Consider the following 18,919-nt stretch of genomic DNA (forward strand, 5'->3'; position numbering starts at 1 on the left):
GAGGTTTGGTGACATGATACCTACTTCGTCTCATCCTCTAGTGATCGTCCACGAATAAGATTTTTCCACTGCGATTCAGCCTTCTCTTCTTCCTCCGAAAGCTTTGGCATTTCATCCTTCTGCGATCTCAATGGACGTGCCGTCATCGGACCTTCTTGATGTTGTGGAAAACGCTCATGTCTCGCATCCTGGTCCCCGAATGCTGTACGCTCCATTGATGCGTTCCTCCCTCCCAATGTATCACGCACTGGATCTAATTCATGCTTGATCCCTTTCTGTATGTCTTCCCTCTCATGTCGTTCTCGTATTTCTTGCTGATCCAGCACCCTTTGTTTTTGTAGTATCTCGTCTTGCGCTCTAACTGCCTCCTGCATCTGTCCCTTTCGCCGCTCCATCCCTACTCGCCTGCTCTCTTTCTCTCGCGTCTCCTCCTCTTGCTCAGACGCTACCACTATCTCTCTCTCGTGCAAATGCTCTGGAGACATCATCGGATCACTCTTCATTGACGCCCGTTGCCTCTCTGTCGTCTTTCCCCTTGTGAACGCGCTCTCTTGATGAAACAGGTAGTGCGACATCATTGGGTCTGCTGTTCCCCGGGGCGCCTCCTCTACCATTCTGGTAAAGTTCTGCATCTCCTTTTCCAGCACGGTTTGAAAATGGCTATTTATTCCCAGCCATTCTGCCATTCTCCCGACGATACCCATCGGAGGGTCATGGTGGATGAAGACATCTACTGATGTCTGCTCAGCTCCTAAGGGAGTAAACTTGACCGTACCTCTATTCTGCACCCCCTTTATCGATCTCCAGCCTACCTGCCGCTCAGGAATCCAGTTCTCATTCACAGCATCCCACTCTTGTTTTCCTGCTACCTGTACAACCCAATGACTCCGTTGAGTGTCATAGTACGTCACCTCCCGAACGGAATGCATATACTTTGGAAAATCATGAAAATGGGTAAAGAACGCATAGGCATTCTTTACTGATGTCGGTACGAGTACCGTCACATGATACTCACCCATCATTCCCTCCCTCTCACGTTACCAACACAACAATGAGCTATCTCAAAGAAGCTAGCCCTGGTCCGTTTTGGTGCCAGACGCGTGCTCTACTACAGAGCGCATCTCTTCACACATTCAGTCTCTCAACACATTGAGGGATGCAACTCAAATCCCCTTCTCTTTCGTACAGAGTGTGCATTTTAATCTGGAATATGTTGGGATTGCTATCCGTTGATCAATCGATGAAGAAAGGGCTTGTAGAGGGCACCTCTCCAACAATCGCTGCAATAAATTTAGTTTTAGTGTGCCAAAGATATAATATTATGTTTTTAGTAGTTTGTCTATGTGTTAACTTTTTATGTGTTTGTTGTTGTTGAATCTATTGGTATTTTTGTTGTTTCTACATTTCCAATTATCCACCTTAAGAAACGTGGCAAAATCGCTCATTCACTGTGACGATATTACTTAATAGTTGAAATTTTCTATAAAAAGCGGTGAAATCATAAATATTGCTAGTTGGAATATGTATTGTGTTTTTCCTAAAAATAGTGTATACTAAAGGTAGCTCATAGATCCTTCCATGAGTCAAGCCGCTTACACTATGTTCCTCGTACCCACCAATGCTCTGAGCCCTCCTCTCTCCATTCGGTAAGCGTGATTGCTCCAATGGTCATGTTCGCTCTCTCGCGTTTGTGCCTCCTCTCTTCCCTCAGGAAGATGCATCTGGAGGAGAGAAATACAGGACTGCATGATTATGGAAACTTTCCTTCTACCCTTGCTCCTTTTCGTACTCCTGATAGCTCTTCTCTGGTTCAGGGAGACACAGGATCGGCGCCAACGAACTCACCGAAGAAAACGACACTCCCTCTCCGATAGCACCATTTCATGAGTCTGCTCCCAGTTGAATACTCTCAGCAGAAGAAGCGCTCCTCTTCTTGGTCACAAGAAAGGCAACACCTATGACCGTCATTCAAGAAACACACGCGCCAGTCAAGGCGATGAGAAACGCACAACCGGATGAGCATCCAGAGATAGTAGTGGCCGTTCAAGGCGCACCTGACTCTACGCAGTACTCTTCTGCGAGAGAAGGCATTGTAAGCAAAAACAACCTCGCAGAGGCGATCAGGTTGGGTAGGCATGCTCAAACTCAGTTTGCTTACCCGGCGTGGCCAACATCTAAGCCCGGACCACAGGTCACCTCCCCTCTTCCAGGGCAGAAACCACACCCCAAGCGTACTGACCAGATGGTCTATGGCTGCTATGATCAGGAGCAAGGAAGAGCATGCGTTTCTCCTGCAACCCGGGCTGTGCGGAAGATGAGAGGCAGGGTCTACCTTCCTGATGACAACTTCCTAGAGGTGATTTCTGAAGCTGAGGCAGTGGAACGCTGGCGTGATGATGGCAACGCATCCGAGACCGAGGCAATAGCTCGCTGGCTCGATGATGGCGGCACACCTGATGCCACATTTGAGATGGGAGAGCTTTTATCTCACCATATTGTAAAACGATAACGCCATCAGGAGGCTTGCCATGACTTTCTTTGCAGTGTTTGTGTTTGGGATCATCGTGGTTTTGCTGGTGTTCGTCGCGCTTTCTGCGATTCGCATAGTGCAACAGTATGAGCGCGGCGTAGTTTTCGTGTTGGGACGTTTAATTGGAGCAAAGGGTCCCGGGCTCTTCTTCGTTCCCCCGCTCATTTCACGCGTGAGTAAGGTCGACTTGCGAATTATCACGCTGACCGTGCCCCCGCAAGAGGTCATCACTCGTGATAATGTCACGATCAAGGTGACGGCGGTCCTCTACTTCTATGTCGTCGATCCCATTGCGGCTATTGTCAATGTGATGGACTTTCACCAGGCAACTACGCAGATTGGTCAAACGACCTTGCGCAACGTCCTCGGTCAGTCGGAACTGGATGAGCTATTGGCGCAGCGCAACAAGGTCAACCGTGATTTGCAAACTATTATTGACGAGCAGACGGAGGGATGGGGCGTAAAAGTGACCGCAGTTGAGATCAAGGATATTGAGTTACCTGTCACGATGCAGCGTGCCATGGCCAAGCAGGCGGAGGCAGAGCGCGAGAAGCGCGCGAAGGTGATTCATGCTCAGGGAGAATTACAGGCCTCGACCCAGTTGGCTCAAGCCGCCGAAATTCTTGGCTCACAGCCTGCCGCGCTACAACTACGCTACCTGCAAACGCTGACAGAGGTCGCGGTGGAGAAGAATTCGACGATTATCTTCCCGCTACCAATCGACCTGATTGAACCGATGTTAAAGATGACGCACCAGAAGGCGGACATGGCAGTACGTGAGCCACCCAACGATGTTCCTCTGAAGGAGTTCTCTCTCCCGCGTTAGATGACTGCTGGAAGTTGTCGTTGTCATGGAAGCAACGCCTCTTAGGTGCTGTGATGGGTGTACGGTGAACGTGCATGTTTTGACTCTATTGAGAACGATACAGGGGTATCGTTTCAAGCAAAGGACGAGATCATGAGAGTTGCAAAACTTCTTCTGGGAGCTACTCTTACCCCAAGAGGCCTTCTTGTAGGGCTGATTGTGGGGTTGGTCGCTAGCTTTCTTGTGAGCCAGCTGATAGATAGGGAGCAGACCAGATGAAAATACTGGTTATTGATAGTGACTGTGATTTGGTGGAAATGCTCGTAAGTTGGCTCAAAACACTTGGATATAAAGTCTATTGGGCGTATACTTGCGAGCAAGCGAAGAGTGAATGGTTGGAGCAGCAGCCAGACCTCGTCATTGTGGATCCAGTACTAAAAGGCGTCGATATCCTGGGTATGTGTGAGGATCTACGCACGAAGCATGATACGCTTGTTTTGGTGATCACAGAGGGCAAAAATGTGCAGGATGAAATACGATGTTTGGAGTCAGGGGTCGATGATTATCTCCGCAAACCGTTCTTCCCTTCACAATTACTGGCACGTATTCGGGCTGTAAGTCGACGCGCGCGTTCAACATTGGAGCGTCGCCCTTCTTCGGTGTTAACGGTCGGACCTGTGTGTATTGATTCGCTGCATAATGAAGCGAGAATTCGTGGAAAAGCTGTGCATTTGACGCCGACAGAGAGTAAGCTACTCCATCTGCTCGCTATGAATGCCAATGATGTTTGCACAGCCGATCAAATCGTAACCCATGTATGGGGATATGATGGCGATGGTGATACCTGTCTGGTCAAAGCACATATACGCCATCTCCGCCAGAAAGTGGAACTTGATCCGAGTAATCCACACTCTATTCTCACCGTGACTGGCGTTGGCTATACGTTGATACGCCCTAAAGAAGAACAACAGAAGGTGAAAGAAATTGGTCGGCCAGTGCGTGTCGGCTGAGTGTAACCTGGTGGGTCAGCTAGCAATTGAGCAACAGTAGGGAGACAGAGATGATAGAGAATGAGGGGAGAGAAAGAAGGAAAAGAGCAATGGCTCGCCCCCAGAAATATCCCCTGCCCCCCTTGAGCGAGCCGGAAGAGCGTGAATTGCGTCTTCATATGCCCAGGATCTGGGGATATTCTCTTTAGTAGTTGAACTTTTCATAAAAAGCAATGCAATCAAAATAGCATAGCTTAGATATATATTTGTATTTTTCTCAGAAATAGTGTATACTAAAAATAGCTCATAGATCTTTTCTTGAGTCAAGCCTCTCACACCATGTCCCTTGTAACTACCAACGTTCTGAGCGCTCTTCTCCCCACTCAGCAGACATGATTGTTACAATGGTCGCGTTTGCGCTCTCGCGTTTGTGCTCCCTCTCCTCCTTCAGACATAGGCATCTGGGGGCAAACCATACAGGATCACATGATTATGGAACTCTTCCTTTTCCCCTTAGCGCTCTTTGTCCTCCTGATCACTCTTCTCTGGTTCAGGGAAATACAGGACCGGCGCCAACGAGCCCACTGAGGAAAAACGACACCATCTCTTCGATGACACTGTTTCAAGAGTCCGCTCCTGGTTGACACGCCTTCAACCGAAGAAGTGCTCCTCTGGTTTCTCGCAAGAAAGGCAACTCCTATGAGCACTATTCAAGAAACACACCCGCCAGTCAAGGCGATGAGAAACGCACAACCAGATGAGCATCCAGAAACAGTCGTGACCGCACAAGGCGTCTCTCCATCTGTGCAGGGCTCCTCTGCGAGAGAAGATAGTGCAAGCCAGGGCAACTTCGCAGAGACGCTCATGCCGGAGAGACATGCTCAAACTCCGTATGTCTACCCGGCATGGCCGACATCTAAGCCCGGCCCGCCGGTCACCCCTCTTCCTCCAGGGCAGAAACCGCACCCAAAGCGCACGGATCAGATGGTGTATGACTGTTATGACCAGGAGCGAGGAAGACCATGCATTGCTCCCGCAACCCAGGTGATGCGGAAAACGAGAGCCAGAACGTACCGTCCTGATGACCCCTTCTTAGAGGTGATCTCTGAGGCTGAGGTAACGGAACGCTGGCGTGATGATGGAAACACATCCGAGACCGAGGCCATAGGGCGTTGGCTTGACGATGGCGGCACATCTGATGCCGCGTTTGAGATGGGAAGCTTTTCACCTCGCCACAATGTACAACGCTAACGCCTCTCAGGTGCTGCCACGAGTGTGCCTTGAAAGAGCCTCTTTCTGGCAGTTCCCAGGTGTGAGAAGCGAAGAAAGAAGAGCTTGCTATGGAAGAAGCAATCGTGAGAACGGCATTGGTAACGCAGAAACTCGAAGCATTTGAGCGGCTACAATCCGAATTTGAGGCAAGTCTTGGCTTCATTCAGGACGTACATGGGCAGCAGCGCTTCTCAGCATTTCCTGTTGCTGAAACTGTCCACTATCTTCATGCCCTCTGGATCTGTGCATGTAAAGACCACCTCCTGAATGTCTCGACGCACAGCCGACGATATGAGGGGAACATGTGCTTAGGTCTCTTACAGGGTTGGCAGGAGGGAAAGACTGCTGCGGTGGTGGCATTCCTCGAGCGAAAATTGGATGGGCTCGCTTTTGCTGGTCTCACGCGCAAAATCGAGAAGGCTGCAACTGTTCTTCCTCCTCATGAGGATTTGGCACAGCGCCTTGCCCATGGTCGTCTCGTCTTGCTGAATCGGAGAATGAACTTGCTGCGAGCCTTAGACGCCATTTTCGCGCTGTCAGAGCATGATTTGTTGCAGGAAGTGCATGCTGCCAGTGTGTACTATGGGCATACCCCTCAGCAAATTGAGCAACAACGCGCCGAACAAGACGATGTTCGTTCCTCTTCTGTCCTTCATCCGCTTCTGGCACAACGGAACATGCTGGTGATGAATACAATTGGTACCCATGTCATAACGCAGCAAGCCGCTAGAGGAAGAGCGCGTTTTTGGAGGGTTGTAACACCAAGGGATCCTTCGCGTCCCTTTGCCGAGTATCTTATGAGAACATATCAGGAACAGACGTCACGCTCGCAGAACGTCCAGGTGCAGGGAGATCTCCTTGCGCAAGCCCACGATGCTATCATCATCCATAGCCCAGACGACCGTATTCTCGTCTGGAACCAGGGGGCAACTGCGCTCTATGGATGGACCGAGCAGGAAGCTCTTGGGAAGGATATCCACACCCTTTTGCAGACCTGCTTTTACGCGTCGCGTGAGGCGGTCGCTCTCGTCCTGGCCACACGTGGACACTGGCAAGGGCAACTCACCCAGACATCGCGCGATGGGAAACGCTTGATCGTGGAGAGTTGCCAGATCTTCGTGCCTGCGAAGGCTGGTCAAGCAGCGGTCATCGTGGAGATGAATCAGGATGTTACCGAGCGAGAACAGTTCCTGCAAGAACAAGCCGAAGCGAAGGCACGTGAGTTAGCCTTGCAGGAAACAGCACGCCAGATGGATGCGTTTCTTGGTATCGCCAGCCATGAACTCAAAACACCATTAACCTCCATGAAAGGGAATCTTCAACTCGCACAACTCCAGCTCACACGCCTTCAACAACAGGGAACAACGTTCGACGAGACCACGGCCCAGGCCCTCACCACGGCTCGGAGCTTGCTTGATCGTGTCGAGCGCCAAATCAAGAGGCAAAATCGATTGGTCAATGATCTTCTCGATATCTCGCGTATCCAGACGAACCAATTCACCCTGCAGCGTACCCGGTGCGACCTGGTCAGGATTGTTTGCGAGGTGGTTGAAGATCAGCGCATCCTTGCCCCTACGCGTACGATTCGCTGGCATACCCTGGTTTCCCAGGCAGAGGTATGGGCCGACGCAGACCGTGTTGGACAGGTGGTCAACAACTATCTCTCCAATGCGCTCAAGTACTCTGAAGCCGGCACGCCGATAGATGTTCGCTTGGAGCAGGAAGAAACAATGGTACGCGTATCAGTGCATAATCAGGGGCCAGGTCTCTCTGAAACACAACAGCAGCAGGTCTGGAAAAAATTTTATCGGATAGGAGAGATGGAAGCGAAAAGTGGATCAGGGATGGGCCTGGGCTTAGGTCTCTATATCAGCCAAACACTTATTGAGCGCCATGATGGGCGAATAGGCGTCGAAAGCACTCCTGGAGAGGGATCAACGTTCTGGTTTACGCTTCCGTTCGCTCCTTTAGAACACATATAACGAAGGGAGAAGATGATGATAATGACTACCCCATTTTCTGAACAGCAGAGCGAACAATGGCTTCTTGAAAGGACATATCACGCCCAATTGCGCGATGGTCGGGAGCTTTCTGTTCCTGACTTCACATGGGCCATGAAGCAGCTCACTGATGTCGATGTTCCTCTTTCGTCGCAGTCCTGGAAATCAAAACTACCAGAGCAGTTGTCTGCCAAGAAGAGTACCAACGTTTCCATCCCCATCTCCACCTGGATGGAAATCTCACCAGAAGAAGCAGGTACCAGCTACCAAGAAGGATGCCCTGTTCTACTCTATGGCGAGCATCGGTGGGAGCATTTGAAAGCAACCTCTGAGACATGGAGGCCAAATAGAAACGTGTACACTCTCATTTATGGAAACGCCAAAGTAATGCCGGAGGTCGTCTCTGGGGTTGAATATGCCGTCTGCTCTCTCGACCCCACACGAGGCCATGCTGCCAATGCTTCCTGGAGAGCCTGGTTCTCTTCGGACGTTGCCACGCTTCTCAATGGCAGCACGCACCGTAATATGCTCTTCCTTCGTCCGTGTATGCAGTTTCCTTATACGACCTATTACACCGTGATTGCTGCTGATGGGCAAGTCCATGAGTATTCAGACAGGGCCAGGGCAATACAGGGGTATGCTCTCCTGGCATCACAGGAGGCACATGACCGGAGTGATCTCCACAGCATCTTCCCCCAATTCTGCTACTATCATGAGGTCAAATGTCCAGATGGTGTCTACCGCATCGAATTTTTCGGGCCTCGAATGGATGAGCAGGGATACAACGCCCAGAAGGGATGAGCTTCCGCAGAATGAACAGCTCTTCCCAAAGAGCACGACATGCTAGCAGCAATGCTACGCTCTCTAGTAGTGTCCCCTATGCCCTGGAACGCAGGAAGCATTCCATACGAGAATCGAGGCCAATTCCCATGCACCAGACACTCTCTCCCTCGCATATGTCACCACTGGCGTCTTCCTCCCAGGAGACACCACAGGGAACGTATGCTGAATTAAAACACATGTTGAAGCAACGAGGGTTGCTGGAGAAGCAGCCAACGTACTACATCTACCGGATTGCACTGCTCTGCGCTATGCTTGGACTTGGTGTGCTCTTCCTCCTCTTTGTCCACGTCTGGTGGCTTCAACTACTCAATGCCACCTATCTGGCGTTTGTCTGGACGCAGATTGGCTTACTGAGCCATGAAGCTGGACATCGGCAGATGTTTCATCACGCCTGGCAACATGACCTCGTGAGCCTCATCGGGGGAGATTTGCTGATTGGCATGAGTTATGGGTGGTGGCTTGAAAAGCATAATGCACACCATAGCCATCCCAATCAAGTAGACACCGATCCCGACCTTGCGATCCCTCTCCTCGATTTTACTGGCACAGCCGACCTTGCTAAGATAGGGAGGGTCAGGCAAATACTCGTGAAATATCAGGCATGGCTCTTCCTTCCCGCATTGCTGACGGTCGCTCTAGGACTTCAGTATAATAGTTTTACCTTCCTATTGCACAAGAAGGCGAGGTATTATGCGCTCGAATGGGTTCTGATGCTTGCACACGTTGTGGTGTACCTGGCCTGCGCGTTCATACTGCTCCCGTTCTGGCCGGCCTTTCTTTTTGTGGTGGTGCATCAGGCTCTCACCGGGCTTTATCTCGGAGCGATTTTCGCGCCCAATCATAAAGGGATGCCAGTGCTTGAGAAAGAGAGTGCCATGGATTTCCTGCACCGGCAGGTGCTGACGGCTCGCAATATCCATGCCCATCCCGTGACTGATTTTTGCTATGGGGGCTTAAATTATCAGATTGAGCATCATTTATTCCCGAGTATGGCTCGTAACCAGTTGAAGGCAGCCCAACCTATTGTCAAGGAATTTTGTCAGGCATATGCCATTGCCTATCATGAGACAAGTGTCTGGCAATCCTTGACAGAGATCTTGAGCCATTTACATCAAATTGGTGCTCCGCTGCGACGGATAACGGCTTAAGAGCAAAGGAAGCTAGGACGAAGCTGATGCCGGTAAACGCTGGGGATCCCTCGTCCAAGATCGCCCCAGCTACTTCATCGCTGCCTGCGCCACTGGACGCATCAGCAACATCTGCCGTTTGAGATGGTCTCGTTCTCTCTGGTGCATTTCTTCTTTCCCTATGCCAGCCTTCAGAAAAATGTAATCGATGCAATAAGTAGAATCGCAGGTGAAGTATATGGTCAATCAATCCCCTCTTGAGCGTCTCGCGGAAGGCAAAACACTTTGGAATACATGGCGACACGATTATGCTGAAATACAGGCATTCGAGCCAGAGCTTCATGGCGTTGATCTCCACAAAGCAGATCTCACGGGATTCGATCTCCACGAAGTCGATCTGACTGAAGCCAATCTATGTGAAGCAAACTTACGAGGGGCGGACCTCCACGGAGCGGACTTGCGCAATGCGAATTTAAAGGGAGCCGATCTCAGTAACGCCAATCTCATGAAGACACGTATGTATGGGGCAGACGCACGCGGTGCTCTCTTCCATAACGCAAACCTGATGGGCGCTGACCTCAACAATACGGATCTGCGCGGCGTGGATTTCTCTGGAGCCATCCTCGGCAAAGCGAGGTTTCACAAAGCGAATATGGCTGGAGTCGATCTTCGTGAGGCCAACCTTGACAAAGTGGACCTACGAGACGCAAACCTCGACAGAGCTATCTTTCGCAAACCATTCCCTGAGCAGATACCCTTACCAGACGGGGAGCGTGGAAAAAGAGGTCTCAAAACCTCGCTGAAAGCTGAAAAAAGAAGAACCACCATTCAGAACGACCCTGCGGCATAGTTTTGGTCCCGACAGAAAAAACTCAAATTCCGGTAACGGAGACCAAGAAAGTGGCAGCAACGAACGGGAAGATTGCTCTGGCTCGGTGGATGTTCGAGGATCAGAGTTATTCTGTCCTAGAAATGTGTGCGGCACTTGGGATCTCTCGTACGACCTTGTATCGGTCTCTCAAAAAGACCAGGGCTGGAGCACCTGAATCTCAAGCTGAGCGGAATGCGCGTTGAGATCATTAACAGATGTACCTGCCCCTAGCGGAATCGAGAGGGGAAAATATGTTGGGACCCCTGCTTCGTTTCCTGTGATTCTGGCGTCTGTTTGGCGTTGACCTACTTTGGGAGAGGTTGAAAAGAGGAGATTCTAACGCGATACTCAGTAGCGTCTGATACCGTTGGAAACAGAGATGTTGTGTCAGAAGGATCTCCTCCTCTTGATGAAGTTGAGCTTGTAGAACCTCGCGAGTGAGAGGATATACTCAGTGGCATCCATGAATTGTTTGAGAAAAAAGGAATAGCGGTCACCATCTAACCGGGTTCTGGAAAGCAAAGAGGAAGAGGTTGAAGGAATCTATTTCATTTCAACCTCTTTTCTGTTATCTCGTTGTTCACCCTCCAAGTGGGAGTGGTTTCACAGTGAGCGACTATGCGCTTCTCTTTTCAAGAGTTATCTTTTCCTGTATGAAGTTTCTCTTCTGTTCTCAGCTTCCACCAAATTGGGACAACTTCAGTATCGATGAAAATGAGAGTGTAGGAGAATATTGTTTGAAGGTGCCAGTAATTATCATGCTCATAAAGAAGGCCTATCTGGTTACCAGGTAGGCCTTCTTGCATCTGATAAGTCTTACGCGACAATCTCTTGAGCGCCCGCAAATGCAGCGATGATCTCCGCATCATGAAGCGCCTGGGTTTTCTCTGTATCTGGGTACTGATGCGTACAATGGCGTTGTTGGGCCTTGTATGTACACCAAGAGATAAATATACCCCACATCTTTGGCGTGGTACATACCCATCGCGCCGTTGGGGCCATTCCACTCTTTCAAAGAGACGAGCCCCTCGTCGCTGAACAGTTCCCTGGCAAATTGTAGTGTTTGGCTCATAATTCCTGCCTCCTTTTTTCAGTATATCCAGTGAGGAAGGGGAAGCCGCTCCCTGGTGGGTCAGGCCTCGATCCTTTTTGTTTTGTTGTTGGCGAGTCCAGGCCACTCGCTTTTGAGTTACTGCGAAACTTCCTTACTCTTTACTGCGCAATGTTGATGTTTATTCATCCCGCTCTGCAAGTGCCTTTATATACTACAATGTGACAGCATATTTGACAGCTTACAGGGCGGAATTTTTGGATAGAATAGACGTATCAGGATGGAACAGATATGGAAATTGAGCTCAATACAGGTGCGTCCACTTGCCATAGCACAAACACGTGCAAGCTATAGACTTGCACGTAGCATCTTTAGCAGGGCGTCAGGAGCAGATGCGCGCCATGTTATTGTGCCGCTAGGAGCGATGTGGTGGTCGGAAGAGTTTGTTCCACCAGGGGCGTTGTTCGGCGTGCTCCGATTGGAGTTCTGGTTGTGTCTGGTATGGGTCTTCTTTCCCCCTTTGAGAGGTGTCCTGGTCCTTGCGCGCCTGAGCCACCTTGTCGGTGGTTGGTTGTGGCAAGGGCGTGAAAGGAATGCTTATGTTTGGCAGGGTTGGCGTGTCCATTGGCTTCAATTGAGGCTGTGGACTGGGTGTATAGCCTGGCTGTTGCGCGCTTGGGCGCTTGGGTGGTTGAATGGGAATATGGGTGCGTGGCGCCTGGATGCGTGGTACAGGGGGCAGGGGGGCCGAGAGCCGTAGCCTACGCAGCGCCTCCGCCAGCAATCCCGCGCTAGGATAGCGCTGTTCGCGGTCAAGAGCGAGGGCTGTGAGGATAATATGTTCCAGCTCGGAGGAGAGAGCCGAGTTATAGGTCCCTGGCGCTGGCGGCGAACCCTTTACGATGGTCTGCGTCAGTTCTGGCATGTTGCGTCCGATGAAGGGACGGTGTCCGGTGACCATTTCGTAGAGGACCACGCCAAGGGCATAGATGTCGCTGCGGTTATCTAACTGGTGCCCCAGACCTGTTCTGGCGAGGCGTAGTAGATGCTACCAACCAGAGTCTTGGTGACGGTAATTTGCTGATGACCAGGCGCGCGTGCCAGGCCAAAATCGGTGACTTTGATTTTGCCCCAGCGATCAAGCATAAGGTTCTCTGGTTTGATATCACGATGGATGACATTACGCTCTTTATAGGCGGCATCAAGCGCATCCGCGATCTGCGCGGCATACTCAGCCGCCAGGTGTTGCGGTAGCACTCCATCCATATGCAGCAGATTGGCCAGCGTTGGCCCCTGGACATACTCCATGGCGAAGTAGAGGAGCTTATGGGCTTCGCCAGCGTCGTAGATGTGAATAATATTGGGGTGATTGAGTCCGGCAATAATTTGAGCCTCGCGAATAAAGCGTGCCATGTATGAGGGGTCACGTGCCAGCGCCTTGGGTAATACTTTGATAGCTACTTCCCGTTCGAGAGCGACCTGTCGCCCCCGGTAGACGACCCCCATGGAGCCTCGCCCAATCTCTTCTTCCAGCAGAAACCCACCCAGGCTCTGACCAGCTAGTTCATTCATGCGCTACAACCCGTTTCTTCGTCGAAGGATAGATAATGCGTAATATGCTCTCTATTAGAATAAACGTATGCAAGTTGAAAATGTGGTGGATAGAGAAAAAGGTACTTATCTCTCCGGAAGGAGCGTACCAGCAAAAAAAGCCAGTGTTTTTGCACGCAACAAGGGGTAGGGCACTTCTTACACCTGAGAAGCGCTCTACCCCTTGTTGCGGTATATTGCTCTGAAGTACGACGCTACAAAAGCATATAGACACAGTCGAAGTAATTTCTAGTCGAGGTAATCCTTCAGGATACGGCTCGCCTGTGGGTGACGGAGTTTGCGAATGGCACGCTCTTCAATCTGGCGGACGCGTTCGCGCGTGACCTTAAGCTTTTTGCCGACTTCCTCCAGGGTATGGTCATGATCATCGATCAAACCAAAGCGAAGCTCAATTACCTGGCGCTCACGTACCGTCAACTGCCCAAGTACCTTGCGGATCTCTTCACGCAGGAGCTGTTGATCGGTGATCTCCATGGGACCGCGTTCGCGTACATCTTCGATGATGTCTCCCAGGGTATTTTCTTCCTCTTCTGAAAGTGGGGCGTCCAGGGAGAAGACTTTCTCGGCCCAGATCAGGAGTTCGCTGACACGCTCAGCGGTCATGCCCAGGCGCTCACCAATGATCTCAGGCGTTGGTTCGCGTCCCAATTCCTGGTAGAGTTGGCGCGTGGTGCGTTTGACACGCATGACTTCTTCCATGATGTAGACAGGAAGACGAACAACGCGTGTGCCCTCCAGGATGGCGCGTGTGATAGCCTGCTTAATCCACCAGGTTGCGTACGTTGAGAAGCGAAACCCCTTACGATAGTCAAATTTGGTGACTGCGCGAATGAGACCAATATTCCCTTCGCCAATAAGATCTTCAAGGGAGAGTCCCTGCCCAACGTACTTTTTGGCGATACTTACTACCAGTCGCAGATTCGCCTCGATCAGGTGGTTCCTGGCTTCCTTTTCGCCATTCTCCGCGCGTTCAGCAAGGCGGGACTCGCTTACGGCCGAGAGCAGAGGAATACGCGAGATTTCGCGCAGGTAGAGGCGGAGACTGTCACTCTGTGCCAGGCTGCTCAGCTCTGTTTCCTGGACGGTTTCGCGTTCCGTGTCTGCCGTTTTTTCACGGTCATGATCAGCATCAAACATCACGTTTCGTTCCAAATGTTTGCTCTCTTCTTCCTGCAACATGTACGTAAGATCAGATCAGTATGGCTTATTGTATCATACGTATGGCTTATTGCAAGCGACAAAGGCACGTTTTTTTGTAGAGTTTCTTGTCGTTAAGATGTAACTGAGAGGTTGTTTCTATCGTAGAAGATTTTGCACGTCTCTAGGTATAGAGAGGAAATGTTGTACGATGATCTTGCCACAGGGAACGTTCTCTTTTTGAGAAAGCCTGCTTTCTGAACAGGGCGGAGCATACGCCTGGTTCAATAGTCATAGAAAAGGGAGAAAGCTCTGGTATGAGCTTGCCACTCGCACTGGCGCAAGGAACGGTTGTTGGGGGCCATTATGTCGTGGGGCCGCTGATCAATAGCGGTGGTTTTGGGGCCATTTATCGTGGAAGCGATACCAGCGAAAACAACCGGCCCTGCGCTATTAAAGAAACATATGATATCACCCCGATGGCGCGGCGACAGGGGCTAATGGAGGCCAGTGTGCTCTTTACTGTGCGTAGCAAGCACCTGCCCGAGGTATATGACGCCTTCGAGTCCAATGGCCGTTTCTACCTGGTGATGCAGCTTATCGAGGGGAAAAACCTGCTGGAATTGCTGCGAAGTCGCGTCCCCGGCGGTCGCGTGGGGGAGCAGGAGCCACACCAGGCCAGCAACGGTCCCTGTAGCGAGCAAGAGGTTGTAAACTGGCTCCTCCCCATCATGGATGTGTTGCACGAACTGCATAGCCGTAGGCCCGCTATTATTCATCGTGATATTAAGCCTGGCAATATTATTCTGACACCAGCTCAGACCACGGTCCTGGTCGATTTTGGCCTGACCAAGCTCTATCATCCAGACGAGGAGACGCAGACGCTGGTGAAGGCGGTGTCTGCCGGATTTAGCCCACTTGAACAGTATACTGGCAAGACGGGACCTCAATCCGATATCTACTCTATGGCGGCCACAATGTACCTGCTCTTGACCAATCGCTTGCCGCCGCCCGCGATCAATCGCAGCTTTCAGGATCACCTGATCCCTCCCCGTCAGTTGAATCCAGCGCTCTCTCAATCACTAGAGAACGTGCTCCTCAAAGCGCTCGCGGTGCGCGCTGAAGATCGTTTTGCCAATATGGCCGATTTCGCGAGTGCTATTCGTGATCCCCAATTCGCGACAGCACATTCCGATAAGACACTGGCCTCGCCTGCCTGGCCGGCGGGTTCACAATCATCTCAGCAGCCCTTGAAGCTCCCTGCTCCCCCACAGGCACAGGTGGCTAAACCACAGCCTGCCCAGGCTGGTCAGCGCGGTTCCCAGCACCAGGTGCAACAACCCCCACGCCAGGGGCAGCCGCCCCAATGGCCACGTACTCCTCAGCCACAGGGGCGTGCCCCACAGGCCATTCCCCAGGGGCAAAAGTTACAGCCACCCCAGGCTGCCTATGCACCGCAAGTCGCTCCTAGTGCCTTTGGCCAGGGATGTCTCTGGGGCATTATTCAGGGCGTACTCTCGGCGCTCTTGATTCTCTTTTATCCACGCGAGGAGTACTTCTACCTGGCCATCCTGATGGGCTTTATGTTCTATGTCTTTTCCGGCTTTATCACCACCCATCGCGGTGGACGCTCGCTACGCGGAGCCTGGTCGGGCCTCTGGGCGGGCGTGACCAGTACCATTACCTTCTGGTGCGTCTTGCTTGTAGGCCTGGTCGTACAGTGGGCACAGCATCTTAGAGGCTCAATGGAGCCTGGGGCGCCCGCGCGCGTCTGGCAGGAAATCTTTCCTGAGTTTCTTAAGCGTCAGACGCAGGCCTCGACCAGCGGTCAGCAGGGGGCCAGTCCCCTTTTGCTCTTCGTCGTCGGTGGCCTGATCATCTCCTTTGTCCTGGGTTGGATCGGTGGCATGCTTGGCCGCTCGCAATTCAAGGCCCGCTGGGCCAGGCTGCACCCCCAGCAACCCTGAATGGAAAGGGATATATTGTTGATGTGGCGTGGTCGGCCATGGCCGACCACGCCACATCAACAATATATCCCTTTTTATAAGCCGAGCGCAGCGAGACGAGACGAAAGGGGGATTTTTCGCTCAAGAGACGCGTGTTTATGGTACTATCAGGAGAGATAGAAACCTGTTAGAGAAGGTGGAGTAATCGTTGACGACAGAAGATAAACATGAGACTGTGACGATAGATTCCGCGAAGCTGGAAGAGACGACGTTGTCTCCTCAGGAGATAGCCGCACAACTGAGCTCCGAATTGAATCTACAGCGTGGCCAGGTTGAGCGCACGCTTGGCCTGTTAGACGAGGGCAATACCATTCCCTTCATTGCCCGTTATCGTAAAGAAGTGACCGGTAGCCTCGACGAGGTGCAGATTCAGGCTATTGCCGATAGGGCCGCCTCGCTGCGGGCACTGCATGAGCGCAAGCAGGATGTACGGCGCTTGATTGATGGTCAGGGCAAGCTCACGCCCGAACTGGCTACGGCCATCGAAGAGGCGACCACGCTGCAAGCGGTTGAGGACCTCTATCTCCCCTACCGGCAAAAGCGCAAAACGCGTGCGAGCGTGGCACGTGAGAAGGGTCTGGCGCCGCTGGCGGAGATTATTTTGCAGCAGCCTGAGATCTCAGGTGATGTGGAGGCGATCCTCGAAGAGCATGCCGCGCCTTTCCTGAATGCCGAAAAAGGTGTGGATACAAGCCTTGAAGCCTTCGCGGGCGCAGCCGATATCGTTGCCGAGATGATCGCTGAAGATGCCTCCGTCCGTGGTGATGTGCGCGCCGCCTATTTCAAGCAGTCCTCGCTCAAAGCCAAAGCGCTTGACGAGGAAGAGCTGAAGGCCAAGGACCCCCAGGGAGTCTACCAACTCTACTATGATTTTAACGAAGATGTCACCAAACTGGTGCCTCACCGCGTGCTGGCCTTGAATCGTGCCGAGCGTGAGGGAATCTTGCGTGTGGGCGTGAACCTGGCATATGAGCAGGCGAAAGGCGAGATTACCCGCCACTACCCTGCCAGAGCAACCTCGCCCTTTCAGCGAACCCTGGAAGAGGCGATGGAGGATGGCTACAAACGCTTGCTCGCGCCCGCTATGGAGCGCGAGGTGCGCGTAGAATTGACCAAGAAGGCGGAGGAGCACGCCATTCATATCTTCGCCGCGAATCTGCGCAATCTCTTGCTCCAGCCACCCCTGCGCGGCAAGATGGTACTAGGCCTCGATCCTGGCTATCGCACCGGCTGTAAGGTGACGCTTGTCGATGAAACGGGCAAATACCTCCTCTCAGATACGGTCTACCTGCACCAGGAAGAGAAAGCTAAACGCGTCCTGCATGACATGCTTATTAAGCACCAGGTGAAAGTCGTGGCCATCGGGAATGGTACCGCCTCGCGCGAGACCGAGCAACTGGTCGCGAGCGTGATTAGCACGATTGAAGAGGAGCGAGGGCAGCACGGCGAGATTGGGTATGTACTCGTTAACGAGGCCGGTGCCTCGGTTTACTCAGCCTCTGAAGCGGCTCGCGAGGAGTTCCCCACTCTCGACGCGACCCAGCGCGGCACTATCTCTATTGCGCGTCGCCTGCAAGACCCCCTGGCCGAACTGGTCAAGATCGATCCCAAGGCCGTTGGTGTCGGCCTCTACCAGCACGATGTCGATCAGAAAGAACTGGCTGAGATGCTGGATCGCGTGGTCGTCTCATGTGTAAACTTCGCGGGTGTCGAGGTCAATTCTGCCTCCTCCGCTCTGCTCAAGCACGTCTCGGGCATTAATACCCGTGTCGCCAACGCAATCGTTAAGCATCGCGAGGCTCATGGACCCTTCAAGTCGCGTGACGAATTGAAGAAGGTCTCAGGCCTGGGACCCGCGACCTTCGTCCAGGCGGCAGGCTTCCTCAAGATTGGGAATGCTGTCGATAGCCTGGATAATACCTTTATCCATCCTGAGAGTTACGAAGCGGCGCGTGCGCTACTGAATATGCTTCCAGGCGATCAGAAGCAGAAGCCAAGCGAGCGCATCGCCCAGTTCAAGCAATTGATCAAGTTGCAGCACTCCTTTGGGCGCAGCAGCCGTGGACGCGGCGAGGCAAGTGACGAAACCGAGGCCTGGAAGAACATCGCCAAACAGATTGGGGTGGGTATGCCTACGCTGCATGACATCCTGGAAAATCTGGAGAAGCCAGGTCTCGACCCGCGTGATGCTCTGCCCGCGCCGATCCTGCGCCATGATGTGTTAAAGATGGAGGATTTGCAGCCAGGCATGATCCTTCAGGGAACGGTGCGCAACGTCGTCGACTTTGGCGCCTTCGTCGATATTGGCGTTAAGCAGGATGGCCTGGTGCATATCTCCGAGCTAGCTGAGCGCTTCGTCAAGGACCCGCTGACTGTGGTAGCAGTGGGCCAGGTCGTCTCTGTGCGCGTACTCAGTATTGACCTCAAGCGCAATCGCGTCCAGCTTAGCATGCGCAACGCCAAACAATAGTGCCTTCTCGCGCAACGAACTTTCAGAGGAAGGGGTGTGTGCATGGAAAAGTGAGCATTGCTCGCTTTTCCATGCACACACCCCTTCTCCCTTTGAGCGACGCAGGCGTGAAAGCCCCGTTGTTGTTGGCCTTGTTGGGCCTCGTTGTCCTATAATAGAGGCATCTCTACGATGAAACTTGATAGCGATGCCCTTGAGAGGTTATAA

Annotated in this window: 14 protein-coding genes; 10 read left to right on the plus strand and 4 right to left on the minus strand. The window is 52.2% G+C overall.

Annotation, left to right across the window (positions count from 1 at the left end):
* Window positions 1-20: 20 nt before the first annotated feature.
* Window positions 21-1,022 carry an SRPBCC family protein gene (locus tag KTE_RS24615; protein ID WP_201385647.1) on the minus strand — a complete coding sequence of 334 codons (1,002 nt, stop codon included), beginning with the start codon at window positions 1,020-1,022 and terminating at the stop codon, window positions 21-23.
* 935 nt (window positions 1,023-1,957) lie between these two features.
* On the opposite strand from KTE_RS24615, the gene KTE_RS24620 reads away from it, so the two are divergent.
* The 8 genes from KTE_RS24620 to KTE_RS24655 all read left to right on the plus strand — a co-directional run bounded on the left by KTE_RS24620 (window position 1,958) and on the right by KTE_RS24655 (window position 10,416).
* Window positions 1,958-2,509, plus strand: a complete 552-nt coding sequence (locus tag KTE_RS24620) for a hypothetical protein (RefSeq protein WP_201385648.1) — start codon at window positions 1,958-1,960, stop codon at window positions 2,507-2,509.
* Between the two features lie 19 nt (window positions 2,510-2,528).
* On the plus strand, window positions 2,529-3,356 hold the full coding sequence (locus tag KTE_RS24625) for a slipin family protein (protein ID WP_201385649.1): 828 nt from the start codon (window positions 2,529-2,531) through the stop codon (window positions 3,354-3,356).
* 254 nt (window positions 3,357-3,610) lie between these two features.
* The gene (locus KTE_RS24630) at window positions 3,611-4,345 is read left to right on the plus strand and encodes a response regulator transcription factor (protein ID WP_201385650.1); all 735 of its coding nucleotides are present in this window, start codon (window positions 3,611-3,613) and stop codon (window positions 4,343-4,345) included.
* Window positions 4,346-5,023: 678 nt separating this feature from the next.
* On the plus strand, window positions 5,024-5,575 hold the full coding sequence (locus KTE_RS24635) for a hypothetical protein (RefSeq protein ID WP_201385651.1): 552 nt from the start codon (window positions 5,024-5,026) through the stop codon (window positions 5,573-5,575).
* An 89-nt stretch (window positions 5,576-5,664) separates the two neighbouring features.
* Entirely contained in the window at window positions 5,665-7,578 is a 1,914-nt protein-coding gene (locus KTE_RS24640; RefSeq protein ID WP_201385653.1) for a PAS domain-containing sensor histidine kinase, read from the plus strand.
* A gap of 21 nt (window positions 7,579-7,599) precedes the next feature.
* Complete coding sequence (locus tag KTE_RS24645) at window positions 7,600-8,397, plus strand: hypothetical protein (RefSeq protein ID WP_201385654.1); 798 nt, start codon at window positions 7,600-7,602, stop codon at window positions 8,395-8,397.
* 128 nt (window positions 8,398-8,525) lie between these two features.
* Window positions 8,526-9,587: an acyl-CoA desaturase gene (locus KTE_RS24650; RefSeq protein ID WP_201385655.1), complete on the plus strand. Its 1,062-nt coding sequence runs from the start codon at window positions 8,526-8,528 to the stop codon at window positions 9,585-9,587.
* Between the two features lie 217 nt (window positions 9,588-9,804).
* A complete protein-coding gene (locus tag KTE_RS24655) occupies window positions 9,805-10,416 on the plus strand; it encodes a pentapeptide repeat-containing protein (protein ID WP_201385656.1) in 612 nt (203 codons plus the stop codon).
* Window positions 10,417-11,903: 1,487 nt separating this feature from the next.
* Here KTE_RS24655 and KTE_RS24665 read toward each other — a convergent pair.
* From KTE_RS24665 to KTE_RS24675, 3 genes are all read right to left on the minus strand, one after another.
* A complete protein-coding gene (locus KTE_RS24665) occupies window positions 11,904-12,449 on the minus strand; it encodes a hypothetical protein (protein ID WP_201385657.1) in 546 nt (181 codons plus the stop codon).
* A gap of 44 nt (window positions 12,450-12,493) precedes the next feature.
* Window positions 12,494-13,060 carry a serine/threonine-protein kinase gene (locus KTE_RS24670; RefSeq protein ID WP_201385659.1) on the minus strand — a complete coding sequence of 189 codons (567 nt, stop codon included), beginning with the start codon at window positions 13,058-13,060 and terminating at the stop codon, window positions 12,494-12,496.
* Window positions 13,061-13,327: 267 nt separating this feature from the next.
* Window positions 13,328-14,251 (minus strand): RNA polymerase sigma factor RpoD/SigA, encoded by a 924-nt coding sequence (locus tag KTE_RS24675; protein ID WP_157506736.1) that lies wholly within the window; start codon window positions 14,249-14,251, stop codon window positions 13,328-13,330.
* Window positions 14,252-14,553: 302 nt separating this feature from the next.
* On the opposite strand from KTE_RS24675, the gene KTE_RS24680 reads away from it, so the two are divergent.
* Window positions 14,554-16,203, plus strand: coding sequence for a protein kinase (locus tag KTE_RS24680; protein ID WP_201385666.1), 1,650 nt, complete (start codon window positions 14,554-14,556; stop codon window positions 16,201-16,203).
* Window positions 16,204-16,390: 187 nt separating this feature from the next.
* Complete coding sequence (locus tag KTE_RS24685) at window positions 16,391-18,712, plus strand: Tex family protein (protein WP_201385668.1); 2,322 nt, start codon at window positions 16,391-16,393, stop codon at window positions 18,710-18,712.
* The last annotated feature ends 207 nt before the right edge of the window (window positions 18,713-18,919 follow it).

Source organism: Ktedonobacter sp. SOSP1-85, from assembly GCF_016587415.1.
In the GTDB taxonomy this organism is placed as follows: Bacteria; Chloroflexota; Ktedonobacteria; order Ktedonobacterales; family Ktedonobacteraceae; genus Ktedonobacter.

Coding starts and splice junctions, on each gene's coding strand:
- KTE_RS24615 (WP_201385647.1), bottom strand. CDS start 1,022: ATGATGGGTGAGTATCATGTGACGGTACTCGTACCGACATCAGTAAAG.
- KTE_RS24620 (WP_201385648.1), top strand. CDS start 1,958: ATGACCGTCATTCAAGAAACACACGCGCCAGTCAAGGCGATGAGAAAC.
- KTE_RS24625 (WP_201385649.1), top strand. CDS start 2,529: ATGACTTTCTTTGCAGTGTTTGTGTTTGGGATCATCGTGGTTTTGCTG.
- KTE_RS24630 (WP_201385650.1), top strand. CDS start 3,611: ATGAAAATACTGGTTATTGATAGTGACTGTGATTTGGTGGAAATGCTC.
- KTE_RS24635 (WP_201385651.1), top strand. CDS start 5,024: ATGAGCACTATTCAAGAAACACACCCGCCAGTCAAGGCGATGAGAAAC.
- KTE_RS24640 (WP_201385653.1), top strand. CDS start 5,665: ATGGAAGAAGCAATCGTGAGAACGGCATTGGTAACGCAGAAACTCGAA.
- KTE_RS24645 (WP_201385654.1), top strand. CDS start 7,600: ATGACTACCCCATTTTCTGAACAGCAGAGCGAACAATGGCTTCTTGAA.
- KTE_RS24650 (WP_201385655.1), top strand. CDS start 8,526: ATGCACCAGACACTCTCTCCCTCGCATATGTCACCACTGGCGTCTTCC.
- KTE_RS24655 (WP_201385656.1), top strand. CDS start 9,805: ATGGTCAATCAATCCCCTCTTGAGCGTCTCGCGGAAGGCAAAACACTT.
- KTE_RS24665 (WP_201385657.1), bottom strand. CDS start 12,449: ATGGTCACCGGACACCGTCCCTTCATCGGACGCAACATGCCAGAACTG.
- KTE_RS24670 (WP_201385659.1), bottom strand. CDS start 13,060: ATGAATGAACTAGCTGGTCAGAGCCTGGGTGGGTTTCTGCTGGAAGAA.
- KTE_RS24680 (WP_201385666.1), top strand. CDS start 14,554: ATGAGCTTGCCACTCGCACTGGCGCAAGGAACGGTTGTTGGGGGCCAT.